This is a genomic window from Pseudomonas putida, from assembly GCF_001941965.1.
GTDB lineage: Bacteria > Pseudomonadota > Gammaproteobacteria > Pseudomonadales > Pseudomonadaceae > Aquipseudomonas > Aquipseudomonas putida_L.
Genome location: NZ_MKZO01000018.1, coordinates 60,883 through 77,796, shown reverse-complemented (window position 1 = coordinate 77,796; position 16,914 = coordinate 60,883). Strand labels below are relative to the sequence as shown.

At 65.6% G+C, this 16,914-nt stretch carries 15 protein-coding genes; 6 read left to right on the top strand and 9 right to left on the bottom strand.

Annotated features, from left to right (window positions below):
* Positions 1 to 154: 154 nt before the first annotated feature.
* From PSEMO_RS11910 to PSEMO_RS11895, 4 genes are all read right to left on the bottom strand, one after another.
* The gene (locus PSEMO_RS11910; protein WP_075803271.1) at positions 155 to 2,221 is read right to left on the bottom strand and encodes a PAS domain-containing protein; all 2,067 of its coding nucleotides are present in this window, start codon (positions 2,219 to 2,221) and stop codon (positions 155 to 157) included.
* A gap of 56 nt (positions 2,222 to 2,277) precedes the next feature.
* Complete coding sequence (mapR, locus tag PSEMO_RS11905; protein WP_075803270.1) at positions 2,278 to 3,687, bottom strand: GntR family transcriptional regulator MpaR; 1,410 nt, start codon at positions 3,685 to 3,687, stop codon at positions 2,278 to 2,280.
* A gap of 39 nt (positions 3,688 to 3,726) precedes the next feature.
* A complete protein-coding gene (gene ccoG, locus PSEMO_RS11900; RefSeq protein ID WP_075803269.1) occupies positions 3,727 to 5,136 on the bottom strand; it encodes a cytochrome c oxidase accessory protein CcoG in 1,410 nt (469 codons plus the stop codon).
* Between the two features lie 121 nt (positions 5,137 to 5,257).
* A complete protein-coding gene (locus tag PSEMO_RS11895; RefSeq protein ID WP_075803268.1) occupies positions 5,258 to 5,497 on the bottom strand; it encodes a DUF3203 family protein in 240 nt (79 codons plus the stop codon).
* A gap of 142 nt (positions 5,498 to 5,639) precedes the next feature.
* Between PSEMO_RS11895 and PSEMO_RS11890 the strand changes: the two genes are divergently transcribed.
* Positions 5,640 to 6,188 carry an MgtC/SapB family protein gene (locus tag PSEMO_RS11890; RefSeq protein WP_075803267.1) on the top strand — a complete coding sequence of 183 codons (549 nt, stop codon included), beginning with the start codon at positions 5,640 to 5,642 and terminating at the stop codon, positions 6,186 to 6,188.
* Between the two features lie 549 nt (positions 6,189 to 6,737).
* Here PSEMO_RS11890 and PSEMO_RS11885 read toward each other — a convergent pair.
* The 3 genes from PSEMO_RS11885 to PSEMO_RS11875 all read right to left on the bottom strand — a co-directional run bounded on the left by PSEMO_RS11885 (position 6,738) and on the right by PSEMO_RS11875 (position 8,904).
* Positions 6,738 to 7,637 (bottom strand): hydroxymethylglutaryl-CoA lyase, encoded by a 900-nt coding sequence (locus PSEMO_RS11885; protein WP_075803266.1) that lies wholly within the window; start codon positions 7,635 to 7,637, stop codon positions 6,738 to 6,740.
* Positions 7,638 to 7,659: 22 nt separating this feature from the next.
* Positions 7,660 to 8,064: a MerR family transcriptional regulator gene (locus PSEMO_RS11880; protein ID WP_075803265.1), complete on the bottom strand. Its 405-nt coding sequence runs from the start codon at positions 8,062 to 8,064 to the stop codon at positions 7,660 to 7,662.
* 180 nt (positions 8,065 to 8,244) lie between these two features.
* On the bottom strand, positions 8,245 to 8,904 hold the full coding sequence (locus tag PSEMO_RS11875) for an HAD family hydrolase (protein WP_075803264.1): 660 nt from the start codon (positions 8,902 to 8,904) through the stop codon (positions 8,245 to 8,247).
* A gap of 81 nt (positions 8,905 to 8,985) precedes the next feature.
* On the opposite strand from PSEMO_RS11875, the gene lexA reads away from it, so the two are divergent.
* From lexA to PSEMO_RS11850, 5 genes are all read left to right on the top strand, one after another.
* Entirely contained in the window at positions 8,986 to 9,603 is a 618-nt protein-coding gene (lexA, locus tag PSEMO_RS11870) for a transcriptional repressor LexA (protein ID WP_075803263.1), read from the top strand.
* On the top strand, positions 9,603 to 10,223 hold the full coding sequence (gene imuA, locus PSEMO_RS11865; RefSeq protein WP_075803262.1) for a translesion DNA synthesis-associated protein ImuA: 621 nt from the start codon (positions 9,603 to 9,605) through the stop codon (positions 10,221 to 10,223). Before lexA ends, imuA begins: the two co-directional genes overlap by 1 nt.
* Positions 10,224 to 10,229: 6 nt before the next feature.
* Positions 10,230 to 11,648 (top strand): Y-family DNA polymerase, encoded by a 1,419-nt coding sequence (locus PSEMO_RS11860; protein WP_075803261.1) that lies wholly within the window; start codon positions 10,230 to 10,232, stop codon positions 11,646 to 11,648.
* Positions 11,624 to 14,722, top strand: coding sequence for an error-prone DNA polymerase (locus PSEMO_RS11855; protein ID WP_218641238.1), 3,099 nt, complete (start codon positions 11,624 to 11,626; stop codon positions 14,720 to 14,722). The genes PSEMO_RS11860 and PSEMO_RS11855 overlap by 25 nt, the downstream gene beginning before the upstream one ends.
* A 126-nt stretch (positions 14,723 to 14,848) precedes the next feature.
* Positions 14,849 to 15,043, top strand: coding sequence for a hypothetical protein (locus tag PSEMO_RS11850; RefSeq protein WP_075803259.1), 195 nt, complete (start codon positions 14,849 to 14,851; stop codon positions 15,041 to 15,043).
* A 3-nt stretch (positions 15,044 to 15,046) separates the two neighbouring features.
* Here the strand turns inward: PSEMO_RS11850 and PSEMO_RS11845 are convergent, their stop codons facing one another.
* Together PSEMO_RS11845 and PSEMO_RS11840 are read right to left on the bottom strand one after the other, a co-directional pair.
* Positions 15,047 to 15,868 (bottom strand): aldo/keto reductase, encoded by an 822-nt coding sequence (locus PSEMO_RS11845; RefSeq protein ID WP_075803258.1) that lies wholly within the window; start codon positions 15,866 to 15,868, stop codon positions 15,047 to 15,049.
* Between the two features lie 121 nt (positions 15,869 to 15,989).
* Entirely contained in the window at positions 15,990 to 16,898 is a 909-nt protein-coding gene (locus PSEMO_RS11840; RefSeq protein ID WP_075803257.1) for a LysR family transcriptional regulator, read from the bottom strand.
* Positions 16,899 to 16,914 lie beyond the last annotated feature (16 nt).

The following is a 16,914-nucleotide window of genomic DNA, read 5'->3' as shown; positions in this document are numbered from 1 at the left end:
ATCGAGCGCCGCCCGCGCGGCGCTCGATCTCAAGGGCGCCAGAAAAGTCATGACAAGCACCTGTCAGCCCTGATGCGATCTACTGACGAGCCTTCTCACCTCAAAAGATGTGTAGATCCCCATGCAGCGATGAGGCCCTGAAGGGCCCGGCAGTTCATCGCTCCCGGAGCATCGCCTCGACCCGCTCCATCAACCCCTCCAGCCGAAACGGCTTGGTCATCACGCTGATCCCCGGTGCCAGGCGCCCGTCACTCATCGCCGCGCTTTCGTCATAGCCGGTGATGAACAGCACCGGCAAGTGCGGATGCACCTGGCGCACCGCTTCGGCCAGTTGCCGGCCGCTGAGCCCGCCCGGCAGGCCGATGTCGCTGATCAGCAGGTCCGGCGGCGGGCCGTTCTTCAGCACCGGCAAGGCCAGCACCGCGCTTTCGTAGACATCGACCCGGTGCCCGGACTCTTCGAGCATTTCGGCGATCACCATGCGCAGGGTTTCCTGATCTTCCACCAGGACCACCCGCGCCTCCTCGCCCCGGGCCGGCAGGCGCTGTTCGGCACCCGGCAGCATCTGCGTCAGCGGCGCCCGGTCATGGCGCGGCAGATACAGCTCGATCCGTGTGCCCTGGCCCGGCGCCGTGACAATGCGCAGCTGCCCGCCGGACTGGCGGACAAAGCCGTAGGCCATGGACAAGCCAAGCCCTGTGCCCTGGCCCAGCGGCTTGGTGGTGAAGAACGGGTCGATGGCCCGCGCCGCGACATCGGCGGGCATGCCCTGGCCGTTGTCCGCCACGCTCAGGCGCAGGTATGGCCCGGCCGCAAGATCCAGCGGCCGGCCGTGTTCTTCGTCAAGTTCGAGATTGTCGATGGTGATCTCGATCAGACCGCCATTGGGCAGGGCATCCCGGGCATTGATGCACAGGTTGAGCAGGGCGCTTTCCAGTTGCGGCGGGTCGATGAAGGTGGTCCAGAGGTTCTCGGTAAACCGGCTGCGCACTTCGATGGCCGGGCCGACACTGCGCTGGATCAGGTCTTCCATGCCCCGTAGCAGCAGGCCGATATGGGTGGGCTGGGGCTGCAGGGTCTGCTGCCGGGAGAACGCCAGCAGGCGATGGACCAGCGACGCCGCGCGCTGGGCCGAGTTGCTGGCGGCCTGCAGCAGCAGGTCGACCTCGGCGTGGCGCTGTTGGCGCAGGCGCTGGCGCATCAGCTCATGGGCGCCGAGGATGCCGCCGAGCAGGTTGTTGAAATCATGGGCGATACCGCCGGTGAGCTGGCCCACCGCTTCCATTTTCTGCGCCTGGCGCAAGGCGTCTTCGGCGCGCAGCAGACGCTGCTGTTCCGCGACCCGGGCACTGATGTCGTAGGCGAACAGGTAGGCACCGCGTACCGCGCCATGCTCGTCGTGGAGGACGTTGAAGCGCATTTCATAGTGGCGGCGGCGCCCGCTGGCACCGAACTCGGCGTTCTCGATAAACACCTCGCCGGCCAAGGCCCGGCGCCACAGGGCCAGGCCGCGGACGCAATCGGCCGGGACGCTGCGCAGGACCCGCTCGACCGGCTCGCCGATGCCCGGCACTTCGCCGTACAGGTAGTCGAAGTCGTTGAGCGACTGCTGGTTGATTGCCATCCAGCGCATATCAGGGCCGACCACCTGGACGCAGGCGATGCTGTTGTCCACCAGCGTGGCCAGCAACTGGCGCTCGGCCACGCTGTCGAGTACCCGTTGTTCCAACTGTTCATTGAGTTGCTGCAAGGCGACCTCGGCGTCGCGCCGCTCGGTCACGTCCTTGAACAGCACGGCCACCTGCCTGCGCTCGGCCGGTTCGATGCGGAAGGTGGTCACCGACAGCACCCGGCCGGTGGCCACCAGTTCCTGTTCGAAGTGCAGCGGCTCGCCGGTGCGCAGTACCGCGCCATAGCGGGCGACCCAGTCGTCGGCTTCATCGGGCACCATCTCCCGCAGCTTCTGCCCGACCACATCGGGAATCCCCGCATGCCGGGCATAGGCGGCGTTGGCCAGCACATGGATATAGTCGCTCAGCGGACCGTGCGGGCCATCGAAGAACTCGATGACACAGAAACCCTCGTCCATGGTGTCGAACAGGAAGCGGTAGAAGTCCCCGTCCAGTGCCCGTTGCTGCACCAGTTGCTGTTCGAGGTCGGCATTGCGCCGCTTGAGTACCTGGAGTTGCAGGCGCAATGAATCGAGTTCGCTGACGGGCATGGAAAGATCCGGAAACAAGCCAATTTCGCCACTTTAGACCCACGCTCGTCCGGCGGCTAGAACGAACGTACGATCCGTCCGAGTGTTTCCATGGCTTTTTCCGATTGCTCGGTCCAGGGGCTGCCGTAATTCAAACGGATGCAATGGCGGAAGCGCTGGGTCGGCGAGAAGATCGGCCCTGGGGCGATGCTGATGCCCTGGGCCAGGGCCATCTGGAACAGCTTCAGGGAGTCCATGTTTTCCGGCAGTTCCAGCCACAGGAAGTAGCCGCCGGATGGATGGCTGACCCGCACCGAGGCCGGGAAGTGCCGGGCGATGGCGGCGAGCATGGCGTTCTTCTGTTCCTCCAGGGCATAGCGCAGGCGGCGCAGATGGCGGTCGTAGCCGCCATGCTGGAGGTAGTCGGCGATGGCCGCCTGGGCCGGCATCGAGGCACACAGCGAGGTCATCAGCTTGAGCCGCTCGATCTTGCGGGCGAAACGCCCGGCGGCTACCCAGCCGATCCGATAACCCGGGGCCAGGCTCTTGGAGAACGAGCTGCAATGCATCACCAGGCCCTCGGTGTCGAAGGCCTTGGCCGGCTTTGGCGCCTGCTGGGCGTAGTACAGCTCGGCGTAGACATCGTCCTCGATCAGCGGCACCTGGTGCTGGCGCAGCAACTCCACCAGCGCCTGCTTCTTCGCTTCCGGCACGCTGGCGCCCACCGGGTTCTGGAAGTTGGTCATGCACCACACGGCCTTGACCGGATGACGTTCCAGGGTCTGCGCCAGCACCCCCAGGTCGATACCCTCGCGCGGATGCACGGGAATCTCCACGGCCTTGAGCTTGAGACGCTCCAGCACCTGCAGGCAGGCATAGAAGGCCGGCGCCTCGATCGCCACCAGGTCGCCCGGTTCGGTCACCGCCTGCAGGCACAGGTTCAGCGCCTCCAGGGCGCCGTTGGTGATCAGCAGCTCCTCCATCGGCAGCATCAGCCCGCCGACCATGTAGCGCAGGGCGATCTGCCGGCGCAGTTGCGGGTTGCCCGGCGACAGGTCGGTGACCACCATGCGCGGGTCCATGTCCCGGGTCGCGCTGGCCAGGGAGCGGGCCAGGCGCTGCAGGGGGAACAGGGTCGGGCTGGGGAAGGCCGAGCCGAAGGGCACGGTGTGCGGGTCCTTGATCGACTCGAGGATGGAGAACACCAGTTCGCTGACATCCACCTCGGTGGACTCGCCGGCCGGCTCGCCGATCCGTGGCTCGCTGAACGGCTTCGGCGCATGGGCGTTGACGAAATACCCCGAGCGCGGCCGCGCTCGGATCAGGCCGCGGCGCTCCAGCAGGTAGTAAGCCTGGAACACCGTGGACGGACTGACCCCGTGGGTCTGGCTCGCATAGCGCACCGACGGCACCCGCTGGCCGGGGCCGAGGACCCCGGTGTAGATCAGTTCGGCAATGTCGTCGGCGAATTTCTCGTAGCGTTTCATCATGGCTCTGCTGGTTCGAAGTGCACGCAGTGTAGGGGATCAGCGGTTCAGCGGGGCAACGAAGCGGCTGCGGGCCACGGCGCGGATGTCCGGCTCGTCGCTGTCGACCAGTTCGAAGTCCAGCTCCTGGGAGCTGCTGGCGGCGCGTTCACCGAGCATCGCCACCGAGACCGGCAGTTCCGCCATCTCGCTGGCGGCGAGGGTGAAGCGGGTCTTGCCGTGCAGCTCGAAGCCGTCGGCATCGAGCAGGCGCAATTGGTAGCTCTGCGGGGCCTGGGTCTTGTTGATCACCTTGAGGATGTAGATGTTCTCGATCTGGCCCTGGGCGTTCTCGCGGAACAGGCCGCGGTCCTTGATCACGTCCATGGACAGCATCGGCCGTTCATGGAGGGCGATGGCCAGGGCGCCGATCATCACCACCAGCACGGTGACGTAGCCCAGCAGGCGCGGACGCAGCCAGTGGGTCTTGCCGCCTTGCAGGGTGTGCTCGGACTTGTAGCCGATCAGGCCGCGCGGGTAGTTCATCTTGTCCATGATGCTGTCGCAGGCGTCGATGCAGGCGGCGCAGCCGATGCACTCCATCTGCAGGCCATCGCGAATATCGATGCCGGTGGGGCAGACCTGCACGCACATCGTGCAGTCGATGCAGTCGCCGAGGCCGGCAGCCTTGTAGTCCTGCTCCTTCTTGCGGGCGCCACGGTTCTCGCCGCGACGTGGGTCATAGGCGACGGCCAGGGTGTCCTTGTCGAACATCACGCTCTGGAAGCGGGCGTAGGGGCACATGTGCATGCACACCGCCTCGCGCATCCAGCCGGCATTGATATAGGTGGCGCCGGTGAAGAACAGGATCCAGAACAGGCTGACCCCGCCGGCCTGCAGGGTGAACAGCTCTTCGGCCAGGGGCCGGATCGGCGTGAAGTAGCCGACGAAGGTCAGCCCGGTCAGCACGCTGATGGCCAGCCACAGGCTGTGCTTGAGGGCACGGCGGGCCAGCTTGTTCGGGCCCCAGGCGGCCTTGTCCAGTTTCATGCGCTGGTTGCGGTCGCCCTCGGTGACCTTCTCGCACCACATGAACAGCCAGGTCCAGGTGCTCTGCGGGCAGGTGTAGCCGCACCAGACCCGGCCGGCGAACACGGTGATGGCGAACAGACCGAAGGCGCAGATGATCAGCAGCGCCGAAAGCAGGATGAAGTCTTGCGGCCAGAAGGTCGCGCCGAAGATGTGGAACTTGCTTTCCGCCAGATCCCAGAGCACCGCCTGGCGGCCGCCCCAGTTGAGCCAGGCGGTGGCGAAGAACAGCAGGAAGAGAAAACCTGCGCCACCCAGGCGCAGGTTGCGGTACAGACCGGTGAAGCTGCGGGTGAAGATCTGTCTGTCGCTGCTGGCGGCCTTCTTCTTGTGAGACGGCTCGGCAATTTCAACGATCTTGACGGGGATAGGTTCGCTCATGGTTCGTCGCTCATCAGGCCTCGATCAGGCCCATGAACTATGGCGAGCGATCTGTTTGCAGAACAGATTCAGGTATCCCGATAAAAACCGTATCAGATTTCCCGTGTATCGCCTGCAGGCCCTAGATTATCGAGCCCGGAGCGCTGCTCTTAAGATGCCTGTGACCATCCACCGCACCGGCCACGGTGAGGGCGTCGGCCTCGGCTTCGGTGATCGGCACGCGCTTGCCGGCCAGCTCGGCGACCGACATGCGCAGGTCTTCGTCGGTCAGCACCTGCACCTCGGTGGCGTCGCCTTCGATATCCAGGTCGTCGCCGATCAGGGTGCAGCGTTGGGTGGTTTCATCGATGCGGATGGGCATGGCGTGTTCCTCATGCGGTGGCTTATGAGGCTGTGACCGTCGTGCCGTGGCGCTTGCGGCCTTGAACCGATCAGCGGTCGCAATCGCACTTTGTCGAAGCGGGTGTTGTCCATCGGGTAACTGCTCTGACAAGGACAACGCCATGGACGCCTGGTGGCATGAGGTGTGGGTGACACTGGTGGCGGAATTCGCCGACATCACCGATGCGAAACAGCTGACCCAGGTGTCGGTTCGCCTGTTGATGGCGGCGCTATTGGGCGCGGTGCTCGGTTTCGAGCGCGAGATGAAGGGCAAGGCCGCCGGGGTGCGTACCCATATGCTGGTGGCCATCGGTGCGGCGCTGTTCGTCCTCGTGCCGCGCATGGCCGGGGCCGACGATGCGGCCTTGAGCCGGGTGGTGCAGGGTATCGTCGCCGGGATCGGCTTTCTCGGCGCCGGGACCATTCTCAAGGGCCACGATATGGACGCCAGTCACGTCAAGGGCCTGACCACGGCGGCCGGGCTGTGGATGACCGCGGCGATTGGCGTGGCGGCCGGCATGGGCCGCGAGGCCACGGCGCTGTTCAGCACACTGCTGGCGCTGGTGGTGTTCGCGATCATGCCGTGGGTGGTGGACCTGTTCGAGGACGAGGAACACAAGAGGAAGCGCAAGGAGGAGGAGGGAAAGAAAGAGGAAAGTGGCAAGGCCTGAATGCACTGAGGGGAGCCGAAGCTCCCCTCAAAGATTGTTGCGTGCTCTTTTTTTGTTATTGGAGGGCGGTCTATTGTTGTTTTTGGCAACCGTTGCCTCTTGGTGCTGTTTTGTGCGATCCCCATCCGGGATCAAGAGCAAACGTATTTTTTTGAGCGCTGATCGACCTTTATCAATTGATCCAACCGTGACGGGCGCTACCTTGAGGTAGTTTTATTGTTCTCTGCCTGGTTGCGGGGCACGCCCCCGAAAAGCCATCCACTTCAAAAAAATCAGTTAGCTTCGTCTCTGCCGTATTGTTCTTGTTATGTCAGATCCGGTACGTCTTGTTTTTATTGGGTTTGCCGCATTTTTTATTCTTGTTGTGCCAGAGATATAGCAGGTGCCGTGCCAACTTTTCAAAACCCAATGAAATCAAGGGGTTGGCGGTTTATGCGAAAAAGCTGGCACGGGAAAATCCGCTGATTTGTTTCCGTGTTACCCGGTTTTTCCCTGGGACGTGGGTAGGCGGTAACACTTTGTGACCAAGTGCACAGTGTTACCACGTCCTCAGCAGGCGTTACGCGCACGTGCTACCCGCGAGCCGGTGGCACGGCCGAGCACCGCGCTGATGCGCTGGCCGGCGGCGATCAGTTTGTCCAGGTCGATGCCGGTGTCGATGCCCAGGCCCTGCAACATGTACAGCACGTCCTCGCTGGCCACGTTGCCGCTGGCGCCCTTGGCATACGGGCAGCCGCCGAGGCCGGCGACCGAGCTGTCGAACACGCTGACGCCTTCCAGCAGGCTGGCGTAGACGTTGGCCAGGGCCTGGCCGTAGGTGTCGTGGAAATGCCCGGCCAGTTGCGGGCGTGGGACCTGGGCGCCGACCACGTTGAACAGGTGGCGGGTAGCGCCCGGGGTACCGGTGCCGATGGTGTCGCCCAGGGACACTTCATAGCAGCCCATTTCGTACAGCTCGCGGGCCACGGCGGCGACCTGGGCCGCATCCACCTCGCCCTCGTACGGGCAACCCAGCACGCAGGACACATAGCCGCGCACCCGCACACCGTGCTGGCGCGCGGCGTCCATGATCGGCACGAAGCGTTGCAGGCTCTCGCAGATGGAGCAGTTGATATTGCGCTGGGAGAACGCCTCGGAGGCGGCGGCGAACACCGCGACTTCCTTGACCCGGGCGGCGAGGGCGTCCTCGAAGCCGCGCATGTTCGGCGCCAGGGCGGCGTAGGTCACCCCGGGCTGCTGGCGGATTCCGGCGAACACCTCGGCCGAACCGGCCATCTGCGGGACCCATTTCGGCGAGACGAAACTGCCGACTTCGACGTAGGACAGGCCGGCATCGGTGAGGTCATCGACCAGGCGCACCTTGTCGGCGACGCTGATGGGTTGGGCTTCGTTCTGCAGACCGTCGCGGGGACCGACTTCGACCAGACGCACTTTGGCGGGCAATGGCATGGCGGGGGCTTCCTGGTGGGGCTCAATGGCCGTTGTTGTTCTGTTTGTTCAGGGTTGCGGCCAGGGCTTGCTGGCAGCGTTCTTCGGCGGTATCCAGTTCCAGCTGCATCTGCTGGATGTCGAGCAGTTGCTGTTCCAGCTGGGCGCGGCGCTCGGCGATCTTCGCCAGCATGCTGTTGAGCTGCTTGGTATTGCCGCCGGTGGGGTCGTACAGCTCGATCAGTTCGCGGCATTCGGCGAGGGAAAAGCCGATGCGCTTGCCGCGCAGGATGAGTTTCAGGCTGACCTTGTCGCGGGCCGAGTAGATGCGCTCCAGGCCGCGCCGCTCGGGGCTGAGCAGGCCTTGTTCCTCGTAGAAGCGGATCGCCCGGGTGGTGATGTCCAGCTCGCGGGACAGGTCGGAAATACTGTAGGTCTGGCTGCTCATGGCGGGGCTCTGGGTGTGAAGGCGATGGGGCCTAACCTAAAGCCAGGTTGACGTATACGTCAAGGTGATTGGCGGTGTCCTTCAGGGCCTCATCGCTGGCAAGCCAGCTCCCACAGGGTTCGAGTTGCTGCAAAACCCTGTGGGAGCTGGCTTGCCAGCGATAAATGGCCCAGACAACCTCTACTTATCGGTCATCCGCCGAATGACTTCCCACAACCGCTCATCCTCGAAATCCGCCACCACCAGTTGCGCCCCCGCCGCCATCAGCGCCTCCACCGTCTGACTCGTCGACAACCCCACGGTAAAGATCCCCGCACCGCTGGCCGCCTTCACCCCCGGCACCGAGTCCTCGAACGCCAGCGCCCGCCCGGCCTGCGCATTCAAACGCTGCAACCCGGTCAGGTAGGGCAGCGGATCCGGCTTGGCCTTCGGCAGCTCCTCGGCCACCAGCACGTGCTCGAATCGCCCGGCCAGGCCCAATGCCTTGAGCATGTGCTCGGCATTGGCCCGCGGTGCATTGGTCACCACCGCCATGCCGATGCCACGGGCCTCGGCGTACTCCAGCAGGCGCACCAGCCCCGGCGTCGGCTGCAGCGTCGGCGACAGTTCGCGAAACCGCGCTTCCTTGCGGTCGGCAAAGTCCCGGTGCTCGCTCAGCGGCCGGTCCGGAAACAGGTAACGGCACAGGTCGGCATTGGCCCGCCCGCTGATATGCGCCTCGAATTCCGCCTCGGTCAGGGTGCGGCCGTCCTCGTGCAGCAGTTGCTGCATGGCCACCAGATGCAGTTTGTCGGTATCGGACAGGGTGCCGTCGAGGTCGAAGAGCAGGGCGTCGAGCATGGTGCATATCCGTAAAACAATGAGTGGCCATCATACCCGCCGATCGACGGGGCTGGTCAGCGGAGTACGAAAAGAGTACAAATGTACCCCATGACCAGACTCTCTCCCAAACGCAGCGCCATCCTCACCTTCATCCGTGATCGCATCACCGGAGAAGGCCGGCCGCCGAGCCTTGCCGATATCGCCCAGGCCTTCGGCTTCGCCTCGCGCAGCGTGGCGCGCAAGCATGTCCAGGCCCTCTGTGAGGCCGGCTTCATCGAAATCACCCCGAACCAGGCGCGCAGCATTCGCCTGGCCGGGGTCCTGCGCCGCCCCGAAGTGCTGGAGATCCCGGTGCTCGGCCAGGTGGCCGCAGGCCGGCCGATCGGCCCGGACGTGGATATCCACGAGCAACTGATGCTCGACGCCCACCTGTTCAGCCGCAGCCCGGACTACCTGCTCAAGGTTCGTGGCGACTCGATGATCGACGACGGCATCCTCGACGGCGACCTGGTGGGCATCCGCCAGCAGTCCGATCCCCGCGACGGGCAGATCGTCGTCGCCCGCCTCGATGGCGAGGTGACCATCAAGCGCTTCGAACGGGGCAACGGCCATTACCGCCTGCTGCCACGCAATCCGGCCTACGCGCCGATTGTCGTCGGCCCGGACCGCGACTTCGTCATCGAAGGCGTGTTCTGCGGCCTGGTGAGGCGTGACTGATGGGCGCCGTGCTCAGCCTCGACGGGCTGCTCGACAGCCGACGGGTGTGGAAAGGCCGGCCTGTGGTCGAGGACCATGGCCTGCAACCCACCGGGCACGCTGCACTGGATGCATTGTTGCCCGGCGGCGGCTGGCCGGCGGCCGCGCTCAGTGAACTGTTGCTGGCGGAGGAGGGCGCAGGTGAACTGCAACTGCTCTGGCCCAGCCTGGCCCGCCTGACTGCCGGCGGTGAGCGGGTGGTGCTGGTGGCGCCGCCGTTCATTCCCTATCCGCCGGCCTGGCAGGCGGCGGGCGTGGACCTGCGCTGGCTGTCGGTGATCGAGGCTGACAGCAAGGAAAGCCTGTGGGCTGCCGAGCAATGCCTGCGTTCCGGCAGTTGCGCCGCCGTGCTGTGCTGGCCGCAGCGTGCCGACGACCGCGCGCTGCGGCGCTTGCAGGTGGCGGCGGAAACCGGGCAGGCCCTGGCCTTCGCCTGTCGTGGGCAGAGCGCCGCCTTGAACCCTTCACCCGCTGCCCTGCGCATCGCCATCGACACCCGGCCAGCGCAATGGCGGGTGCTCAAATGCCGGGGCGGCCTGGCGCCGAGCCGGCCGATCGCCGCCAGCGGGCGCGTGGGGTGAGACGCCATGCTCTGGGCCTGCATCCTGTTACCGCAACTGGCGCTCGACAGCGTCCTGCGCGGTCGTGACAACGCCGATCAGCCGCTGGTGCTGCTTAGCGGTCCGAGCAATCGCCGGGTTTTGCAGGCGGTCAATCCTGCCGCCCGCGCCCTTGGTCTGCGTGCCGGGCAGAGCCTGACCAGCGCCCAGGCCCTGGCCCAGGGATTCGCCACGGCCGAACACGACGCCGACGCCATCGAGCAACAACAGCAACTGCTCGCCGCCTGGGCCTATCGCTTCAGTTCCCAGGTCAGCCTGCATTACCCCCGCGCCCTGTTGCTGGAGGTGGAGTCCAGTCTCGGTCTGTTCGGGCCCTGGCCCCGATTCGAGGCGCGTTTGCGTGAGGAGTTGAAGGCCCTGGGCTTCAGTCATCGCATCGTCCTGGCCAGTAATCCCGTGGCGGCGCGAATGCTGGCCAACGCCCATGACGGGCTGGCCACCGAGGATGCCGACAGCACCCGCGCCGCCCTGGCCGCCATGCCCATCGACCGCCTCGGCCTGCCAGTGGAAGCCGCCACCGCCTTTACTCGCATGGGCCTGCGCCACCTCGACCAGGTGCTGGCACTGCCCCGGGAAACCCTGGCCCGGCGTTTCGCCGCCCAGGTGCAATTGCATCTGGACCGCCTGCTCGGCCTGCGTGCCATGGCGCTGGACTGCTACCTGCCGCCGGACCGTTTCGAATCCCGTCTGGAACTCAATTTCGATGTGGAATCCAACCAGGCACTGCTGTTCCCGTTGCGGCGGATGATCGAGGACCTGGCCGCCTTTCTCGCCGGTCGCGATGCCGGGGTGCAGCGCTTCAACCTGTTCATGGAGCATGCCGAGGGCGCCGACACCCTGTTGCAGGTCGGCCTGCTGGCGGCCGAGCGCGAAGCCGGGCGCCTGCTGGAACTGGCTCGCGGTCGCCTGGAGCAACTGACCCTGCGTGCCCCGGTGCGCAACCTGCGCCTGACTGCCGAGGAACTGCCGGCCTTCGTGCCCCTGGCCAGCGAACTGTTCTCGGCCCGGGCCCAGCAGCAACAGGGCTGGGAGCAATTGCGCGAACGCCTGCGCGCACGGCTGGGCGATGAGGCGGTGCGTGCGGTGGGCGTGGTGGCCGATCACCGTCCGGAATGTGCCTGGCGCAGTGCTGATCTGCCGACGGCTTCCGGATCCTGTCCGGCGCCGCGGCCCGGCTGGTTGCTGGAAGCACCGCGCTGCCTGCCGCTGAACGGCCTGCGCCTGCTGGCCGGGCCGGAGCGCATCGAGTCCGGCTGGTGGGACGGCGGCGATGTGCGCCGCGACTACTACCTGGTGGAAACCGCCGCCGGCCAGCGTGGCTGGGCGTATCGTCAGTTGGGTGAAAGCCGCGACAGCCCGTTGTGGCTGCAGGGCTGGTTCGCATGAGCGGCTATGCCGAGCTGCACTGCCTGTCGAACTTCAGTTTCCAGCGCGGGGCGTCCAGCGCCCTGGAGCTGTTCGGGCGGGCGAAACAGCAGGGCTACCAGGCCCTGGCGATCACCGACGAATGCACCCTGGCCGGGATCGTCCGGGCCTGGGATGCAGCGGGCAAGGTCGGGCTGCCGCTGATCGTCGGCAGCGAGATGCGCGTGGAAGACGGACCGAAGCTGGTGCTGCTGGTGGAAAACCTCAAGGGCTACCAGCGCCTGTGCGGGTTGATCACCCAGGCCCGGCGGCGTACGGAAAAGGGCAGTTACCGGGTGCTGCGCGAGGACTTCGAGCCACCCATGGACGGCCTGCTGGCGCTGTGGGTTCCGGACACCACGGACGATCCGGCCCCGGGCCGCTGGCTGCGCGGGATTTTCGGCGAGCGTCTGTGGCTGGCAGTCCATCTTCACCACGGTCATGACGACCGCCAGCGCCTGCAAGACCTGCTGGCCCTGGCCCGCGACCTGGACATCCGCCCATTGGCCTGCGGCGACGTGCATATGCACAGCCGCGGGCGGCGGGCCTTGCAGGACTGCATGACTGCGATCCGCCATCACACCACCGTCGCCGAGGCCGGGCATCGCCTGTTCGCCAATGGCGAGCGCCATCTGCGCCCGGTGGAGCAACTGGCCGCGCTGTATCCTGCGGCGTTGCTGGAAGAAACCACACGGATCGCCCAGCGTTGTCATTTCGACCTCAAGCGCGACATCAACTACCAGTACCCCCACGAAATCGTGCCCCAGGGCTACACCGCCGGTGCCTGGCTGCGTGACCTCTGCGAGCGGAGAATTCCCACGCGCTGGCCGGCGGGCATCAGCGACAAGAATCGCGAGGCGCTGGAGCACGAACTCGAACTGATCACCGACCTGCAGTACGAGTCCTATTTCCTTACCGTCTACGACATCGTCAATTTCGCCCGTGAGCAGGGCATCCTCTGCCAGGGCCGCGGCTCGGCAGCCAACTCGGTGGTGTGTTTCGTCCTCGGCATCACCGAACTGGACCCGAGCCACACCAGCCTGTTGTTCGAACGCTTCCTGTCCCGCGAGCGCAACGAGCCGCCGGATATCGACGTGGACTTCGAGCACGACCGTCGCGAGGAAGTACTGCAATACGTGTTCCGGCGCTACGGCCGCCATCGTGCGGCGCTGACGGCGGTGGTCAGCAGCTACCATGCCTCCGGAGCGGTACGGGATATCGGCCGGGTGCTCGGCCTGCCCCCGGACCAGTTGGGCGCCTTGTCCGACTGCTGCGGGCGCTGGAGCGACCGGGTGCCGTCGCCCGAACGCCTGGTGGAAGCCGGCTTCGACCCGGACAGCCCGCTGCTGCACCGGGTCCTGACCCTGACCGGCGAGCTGATGGGCTTCCCCCGGCACCTGTCCCAGCACCCCGGCGGCTTCGTCATCAGCGAGCAGCCGCTGGATACCCTGGTGCCGGTGGAAAACGCCGCCATGCAAGAGCGCACGGTAATCCAGTGGGACAAGGACGACCTCGACATGATGGGCCTGCTCAAGGTCGATGTACTGGCCTTGGGCATGCTCAGCGCCTTGCGTCGCTGTTTTGATCTCTACGAAGTGCATCGCGGCAAGCGCCTGAGCATTGCCGCAATTCCGGCGGACGACCGCCCCACCTACGACATGATCAGCCGCGCCGACACCATCGGCGTGTTCCAGATCGAATCGCGGGCGCAGATGGCCATGTTGCCGAGGCTCAGGCCGCAGACGTTCTACGACCTGGTGATCCAGGTGGCGATCGTGCGGCCGGGGCCGATCCAGGGGGATATGGTTCATCCCTACCTGCGCCGGCGCAACGATGAAGAAGAGGTGGTCTACCCCTCGGAGAAGCTCAGGGCGGTCTTCGAGCGGACCCTTGGCGTACCGCTGTTCCAGGAGCAGGTCATGTCCCTGGCCATCGTCGCCGCCGACTTCACCCCCGGCGAAGCGGACGAACTGCGTCGTTCCATGGCCGCCTGGAAGCGTCATGGCGGGCTGGAGCCGCACCGCATCCGCCTCACCGAGGGCATGTTGCGCAACGGCTACGACCTGGAATTCGCCGAGCGCATCTTCGAGCAGATCAAGGGCTTTGGCAGCTACGGCTTCCCCGAATCCCACGCCGCCAGCTTCGCCCTGTTGACCTACGCCAGTTGCTGGCTCAAGTGCCATGAGCCGGCGATCTTCGCCTGCGCCCTGATTAACAGCTGGCCCATGGGTTTCTACAGTCCGGACCAGATTCTCCAGGACGCCCGCCGGCACCGCATCGAGATCCGTCCGCTGGATGTCCATCACAGCCATTGGGATTGCAGCCTGGAGCCGGGGGAGGGTGGCGCGTTGGCGCTGCGTATCGGGCTGCGGCAGATTCGCGGGTTTCGCGAAGACGATGCCTTGCGCCTGACCAGGGTGCGAGAGATGCAGGCATTCCGCGATGTCGGCGACCTGTGCCTGCGCGCCGGACTCGACGGCCGCGCCCGCGACCTGCTCGCCGATGCCGGAGCCCTTGCCGCGCTGGCCGGGCACCGTTACCAGGCGCGCTGGGAAGTGGCGGCGGTGCAGGCGCAACTACCGTTGTTCGCTGCCGTCGAGCCAACGCCCGAAGTCGCGGTGGCGCTACCTGCGCCAAGCGTGGGTGAGGACCTGTTCGCCGACTACAACAGCATCGGCACCACCCTTGGTCCGCATCCACTGAGCCTGCTGCGCCGCCGCCTCACCGCCATGGGTTGCCGCAGTTCGCGGGCGCTGGACGATGTCGAGCACGGCGACAGCATCAGCGTTGCCGGGCTGGTAGTGGGGCGGCAGCGGCCGCAGACCGCCAGTGGCGTGACCTTCGTCACCCTTGAAGACGAATTCGGCATGCTCAACGTGGTGGTCTGGCGCGATCTGGCCGAGCGCCAGCGCCGGGTGCTGGTGGGCTCGCAACTGATGCAGGTGCGCGGCAAGCTGGAATTCGCCGAGGGCGTGCGCCATCTCATTGCCCGGCGAATGGAAGATCTCAGCCCGCTATTGAGCGGGCTGGATGTACGCAGTCGGGACTTTCATTGAGTGCCTTGAGGCATGCAACACTTTGAAAAGTATGTAAGGAGAAATCCATATCATTGGTTTTTTTGTAGCTCTATAAATACCCCCCTTTCAAAGTCGCAGTCGATTACAGGGTATGGATGAGTCGCAATGAGTGAATTCGGATGGGCGTTGACCATGGGCTTTGTCGTGGCCATCGCCGCGGTGGGGATGTTTATCCGGCGGACCGGCCAGCGCCTGACGCCGATGCTGGCGTTGTTGCCAATACCGGCGGCGTTCCTGCTGGCGGGTCTGGCGCTGACGACCTGGCATGCGATCACGCTCGGGGTCAAGTTCAGCCAGTGATGCTCAGACCATCGCCAGGCGCTGCTTGCGGGTAGGCGCCGGGAAGGCCTGGTCGATGGCCTGCAGGTCCTCGGCCTTGAGTACCAGCTTGCCGGCCCCGGCATTGAGCTGGACGTGGCGCGGTTCCACGGCCTTGGGAATGGCGATCACCCCGTCATTGCGGGTGACCCAGGCCAGGCTGACCTGGGCAGGCGTCACGCCATGCTGTTCAGCGATTTTCGCCAACACCGGATGATTCAACAGGCGTCCGGCCTGGGCCAGCGGACAGTAGGCCATGACCGGCACCTGATGTTCGCGGCACCAGGGCAGCAGGTCGAACTCGATGCCGCGCTGCTGCGGGTTGTACAGCACCTGGTTGGTGGCGCAGGCCGGGTTGTCCAGCTCGCGCATATCGTCGGTATCGAAGTTCGACACGCCCCAGCGCCCGATCTTGCCGGCCTCGCGCAGGCGCTCGAAGGCGTCGACGGTTTCTTCCAGCGGATACTGGCCGCGCCAGTGCAGCAGGTAGAGGTCGATGTGGTCGGTGGCCAGGCGTTGCAGGCTGCGTTCGCAGGCGGCGATGGCGCCCTTGCGGCTGGCGTTGTGCGGGTAGACCTTGCTGACCAGGTAGACCTGCTCGCGGCGCCCGGCCAGGGCTTCGCCGACCACTTCCTCGGCGCCGCCTTCGGCGTACATCTCCGCGGTATCGATCAGGGTCAGTCCGAGGTCGATACCTTGTTGCAGGGCAGCGACTTCGCTGCGCCGCTTGCCCGGGTCCTCGCCCATGTACCAGGTGCCCTGGCCGATGACCGGGACCTGGTGGTTGCCGAGTGTTGTCGTTCTCATCTGTGAAACTCCTCCTGAATTTTCTTTGTGGCTGATGGCCCTATCGCTGGCAAGCCAGCTCCCACAGGGTTATGCGGTGCACGCGATACCTGTGGGAGCTGGCTTGCCAGCGATGAGGCCATCAGCCACACCACAAATCACAACCAGGATCGGTGACCTCAGCCACCAATACCTCCAAAACCGCCTGCGCCGCCGCCGACAGCTTGTGATCCGCCAGCATCATCACCCCGATCCGCCGCTCCACCACCGGCTCCACCAGCGCCACGCACTGCGCGCCCAGTTCGCGCATCTGCCCGATGCACAACGCCGGCACCGCACTGACGCCCAACCCATTGGCCACCATCCGGCCAATGGTAGACAACTGGTGACTCTCGAACGCCACCGCCAGCCGACCGTGATCCGCCGCCACATGCCGCTCCAGCAGCAAGCGCACCGCCGACGGTCGTTGCAGGGCGATGAAGTCCTGGCGCAGCAGCTCCGTCCAGCTCACCTGCGCCTGCCCGGCCAGTGGTGAATCCTTCGGCACCACCGCAACGAAACGGTCCAGGTACAAGGGGCGGAACAGCAACGGCTCGCTGGCCTCCGGCTCGAAACCTATCCCCAGCTCGACCCGGCGGTTGCGCACCAGCTCCAGCACCTGTTCATTGATCACGTCATGCACCGTGACGTTTACCCGCGGGTAGCGCTGGCGAAACAGCTTGAGCACCGGAGGCAGCAGGTTGCCGGCAAAGGCCGGCATGGCCGCCACCGATACCCGCCCCAGTTGCAGGGTGAAGTGCTGGCGCAGCAGCTCCTCGGTGTTGTCCCAGTCCGCCAGCAGGCGCCGGGCCAGGGGCAGCAGCACCTCGCCCTCCGGGGTCAGGCTGACGCTGCGGGTGGTGCGGCTGAGCAGGGCGCCACCCAACTGCTCTTCAAGCCCCTTGATGGTCAGGCTCAGCGCTGGCTGCGAAAGGTGCAGATGCTCGCCCGCCTGGGCGAAGCTCTGGTAGGTGGCGACGGCGACGAACGCCCGTAGTTGCTTGAGGTTCATGGGATTGTTTTGAATT

Coding starts and splice junctions, on each gene's coding strand:
- PSEMO_RS11910 (WP_075803271.1), bottom strand. CDS start 2,221: ATGCCCGTCAGCGAACTCGATTCATTGCGCCTGCAACTCCAGGTACTC.
- mapR (WP_075803270.1), bottom strand. CDS start 3,687: ATGAAACGCTACGAGAAATTCGCCGACGACATTGCCGAACTGATCTAC.
- ccoG (WP_075803269.1), bottom strand. CDS start 5,136: ATGAGCGAACCTATCCCCGTCAAGATCGTTGAAATTGCCGAGCCGTCT.
- PSEMO_RS11895 (WP_075803268.1), bottom strand. CDS start 5,497: ATGCCCATCCGCATCGATGAAACCACCCAACGCTGCACCCTGATCGGC.
- PSEMO_RS11890 (WP_075803267.1), top strand. CDS start 5,640: ATGGACGCCTGGTGGCATGAGGTGTGGGTGACACTGGTGGCGGAATTC.
- PSEMO_RS11885 (WP_075803266.1), bottom strand. CDS start 7,637: ATGCCATTGCCCGCCAAAGTGCGTCTGGTCGAAGTCGGTCCCCGCGAC.
- PSEMO_RS11880 (WP_075803265.1), bottom strand. CDS start 8,064: ATGAGCAGCCAGACCTACAGTATTTCCGACCTGTCCCGCGAGCTGGAC.
- PSEMO_RS11875 (WP_075803264.1), bottom strand. CDS start 8,904: ATGCTCGACGCCCTGCTCTTCGACCTCGACGGCACCCTGTCCGATACC.
- lexA (WP_075803263.1), top strand. CDS start 8,986: ATGTACCCCATGACCAGACTCTCTCCCAAACGCAGCGCCATCCTCACC.
- imuA (WP_075803262.1), top strand. CDS start 9,603: ATGGGCGCCGTGCTCAGCCTCGACGGGCTGCTCGACAGCCGACGGGTG.
- PSEMO_RS11860 (WP_075803261.1), top strand. CDS start 10,230: ATGCTCTGGGCCTGCATCCTGTTACCGCAACTGGCGCTCGACAGCGTC.
- PSEMO_RS11850 (WP_075803259.1), top strand. CDS start 14,849: ATGAGTGAATTCGGATGGGCGTTGACCATGGGCTTTGTCGTGGCCATC.
- PSEMO_RS11845 (WP_075803258.1), bottom strand. CDS start 15,868: ATGAGAACGACAACACTCGGCAACCACCAGGTCCCGGTCATCGGCCAG.
- PSEMO_RS11840 (WP_075803257.1), bottom strand. CDS start 16,898: ATGAACCTCAAGCAACTACGGGCGTTCGTCGCCGTCGCCACCTACCAG.